The organism is Devosia sp. (genome assembly GCF_028290645.1).
Lineage (GTDB): Bacteria > Pseudomonadota > Alphaproteobacteria > Rhizobiales > Devosiaceae > Devosia_A.
This window is the reverse complement of record NZ_JAQGJL010000090.1, coordinates 1-3,041: the sequence shown is the minus strand read 5'-3', so window position 1 is coordinate 3,041 and position 3,041 is coordinate 1. Positions and strand designations below refer to the sequence as shown.

General features: G+C 62.3%; 4 protein-coding genes. 2 read left to right on the top strand and 2 right to left on the bottom strand.

Annotated elements, in window-relative coordinates; all coding sequences use genetic code 11:
• Positions 1-320, top strand: a 320-nt coding sequence (locus JWQ89_RS05035) for a PRC-barrel domain-containing protein (protein WP_299638975.1), incomplete at its 5' end; no start/stop codon positions are given.
• A gap of 151 nt (positions 321-471) precedes the next feature.
• Here JWQ89_RS05035 and fliJ read toward each other — a convergent pair.
• Both fliJ and fliI read right to left on the bottom strand, forming a co-directional pair.
• Positions 472-885, bottom strand: a complete 414-nt coding sequence (gene fliJ / locus JWQ89_RS05030) for a flagellar export protein FliJ (protein ID WP_299638973.1) — start codon at positions 883-885, stop codon at positions 472-474.
• 28 nt (positions 886-913) lie between these two features.
• A complete protein-coding gene (gene fliI, locus JWQ89_RS05025; protein ID WP_299638971.1) occupies positions 914-2,254 on the bottom strand; it encodes a flagellar protein export ATPase FliI in 1,341 nt (446 codons plus the stop codon).
• 396 nt (positions 2,255-2,650) lie between these two features.
• Here fliI and JWQ89_RS05020 point away from each other — a divergent pair.
• A partial coding sequence (locus JWQ89_RS05020) for a response regulator (protein WP_299638970.1) occupies positions 2,651-3,041 on the top strand: 391 nt, incomplete at its 3' end.

The window sequence follows — 3,041 nt, the reverse complement described above, 5'->3', positions numbered from 1 at the left end:
TGACGGCCGAGGAACTCATCGGCACCAACGCCTACGGCCCGGCCGACGAGCATCTGGGCGCCATCGGCGACGTGATCCTCAGCGAGGACGGCAAGACCGTCGAAGCGGTGATCATCGACTTCGGCGGCTTCCTCGGCATCGGCACCAAGCCGGTCGCCGTCAGCATCGACAACGTCCGCTTCGCCGCCAACGCCAACGGCGACAAGTACCTGTTCATCAACGTCACGCGCGATCAGCTCGACAAGGCCGTGGCCTACAACAAGGACACCTACTTGACCGATCGCGACGCCCAGCTGCTGAAGACCGGCGCCCTGAGCTAAGCCCCGCAAGAACGCAAAAGGCCCGCTCCGGCGGGCCTTTTTTTATCTGCGCGATCTCGCTACCGGACCATCCCACCCGCCGATGTCATCCGAGCGAAGGCTGGGATCCATTTCTCAGCCCGTGCTGGTGGAAAGTTGGGTCCTGCTTGCCCTACCGCCGGATATGCCTCAGCCGGCCGATCTCGTCATATTCCGCCTGCTCGGACTTCGCCTCCGCCGCCACTTCGCGGCCGTGCTCGCGCTGGTCGAGCAGCTCGACCTTCTTCAGGTCCTCGACCGCCTCGGCCAGCGCGTCCTGCGCCGCCTCGAGGTTGCCCTTCATGTCGTTGGCCGACGCCAGCAGGTTGTCCCGCCGCGCGATCGCCGCCTTGGCGAAAGTCGAGTAGGCAAAATGGGCGATGTCGGAAATGCCGGTCTTCTGTTGTTCGATTTCGATCTGCTGGTCGAGTTCGGCGGCCATGCGCTCGAAATCGGCGACCATCATCTCGATCTGCGTAACCTGACGGCGCTTCTCGTCCACCTGGAACTTCTTCAGCCGGATCAGGCTCTCGCTACGCGACTTCATGACTTGTACTCCTTACACTTCAAGTCATTCACCTCTGCGACGCGGTTTGCTCGCCCACCTTGTCCAAAATCGCCCCCAGCATCACATAGCCGTCGGCAATCGAGGTGCGCTCTTCCCGCTGCTGGCTCAAGAACGCCTCCAGCGCCGGGTTGATCGCGATGGCACGGTCCACGCCCGGATCCGATCCCTTCCGGTATGCCCCCAGCCGGATCAGTTCCTCCATGTCGGCAAATGTCGACATGAGTTCCCGCGCCTTCTGCAGCATGGGCCGGATATTGACCGGCACGCATCCTGGCATGGTTCGCGAGATAGACCGGAGCACATTGACCGCCGGATAGCGTCCCCGCTCGGCGATCGAGCGCTCCATCACGATGTGCCCATCGAGAATGCCGCGTACGGCGTCCGCAATGGGCTCATTGTGATCGTCACCTTCCACCAAAACGGTAAATAGACCGGTAATGGAGCCCGAATCCGCGAGCCCCGGCCCCGCTCTTTCGAGCAATCTGGGAAGTTCGGTGAAAACCGTCGGTGGATAACCCTTGGCCGTCGGCGGCTCGCCGATGGCGAGCCCGATCTCGCGCTGCGCCTGCGCGAAGCGGGTGAGGCTGTCCATCATGCAGAGGACACGCTTGCCCTGGTCGCGGAAATACTCCGCCAGCGTCAGCGTCAGGTACGCCGCCTGCCGCCGCATCAGCGCCGCCTCGTCCGAGGTCGCGACCACCACCACCGCATGCTGCAGCCCGACCTCGCCGAGATAGTCGGTGACGAACTCCTGCACCTCGCGCCCGCGCTCGCCGATCAGCCCGATCACCGCCACATCGACCTGGGCATTGCGCGCCAGCATCGACATCAGCACCGACTTGCCGACGCCCGACCCGGCGAAAATCCCCATGCGTTGGCCTTCGCACATGGTGGTGAAGGTGTTGAGGGTGCGCACCCCCATGTCGAGCGGATCGCCCACCCGCACCCGCTCATGCGCCGGCAGCGGCACCTGGCGCAGCGGATAGGGCGTCGGCCCGCTCATCAGCGGCCCCTTGCCGTCGATCGGCTCACCATTGGCGTTGATCACCCGGCCGAGCCAGCTCTCGGCCGGCTGCACGGCCCCGTCATGGCTCTTGAACAGCGCCCGGCAGCCGAGCCGCACCCCGGTCAGCGCCCCGAACGGCAGGCAAAGCGCGTGCCCGTCGCGAAAGCCGATGATTTCGGCCCCCAGCATGGCCCCCGCCGTGGTCTCGATCGACACCCGCCCGCCGACCCGCAGCTCGCGCACCGGACCGACGATTTCGATCAGCAATCCCTGCACGGTCTTCACCCGCCCGAAGACCTCGACGTCCTCGATGGCATCGATTGCGGCTGTGAGGGACTGCATCAAGCTCTTCCAGGGGCTTACGAATCGCTTGGTTTCGACGGTAACCGAACGTTAAGCAAAAAGCGTTAACCATGCGGATCGTCCACGGCCTGCGCCTTGCGCCCGGGGCCCGCGTTTTCCACCACCTTGTCCCCCGGAATCCTTGAGTCGCGAGAGTCGATTGAAGGGCTTTCTTAACCTAGTTTCTTAAGTGCAATTGCCTTAAATTCATAAGCATTTTCAACGATTTAACATATCCCTAACGAGGCATGCATTGTATCTTGCGGATCAGAATTAAACTTTGTTAACTAATTGAGCTTAGGTTTGGGTCGTATCCAGTAGGGTTCTGTTAAGGGTGAACGCGCCAGACGCTTCGCCCAAGGTTCCATCAGGGAACGGTTTAAGGGGATTGACTGCATGCGTGTACTCTTGATCGATGACGACAGCGCGACAGCGCAGAGCATCGAGTTGATGCTCAAATCAGAGAGTTTCAACGTGTACACGACGGACCTCGGTGAAGAGGGCGTGGACCTTGGCAAGCTCTACGACTACGACATCATCCTGCTCGACCTGAACCTGCCCGACATGTCGGGCTACGAAGTGCTGCGCACCCTGCGCGTAGCCAAGGTGCAGACCCCGATCCTGATCCTTTCCGGCCTCGCCGGCATCGAAGACAAGGTGCGCGGCCTCGGCTTCGGCGCCGACGACTACATGACCAAGCCCTTCCACAAGGACGAACTGGTCGCCCGTATCCACGCGATCGTCCGCCGCTCGAAGGGTCATGCGCAATCGGTCATCAACACCGGCG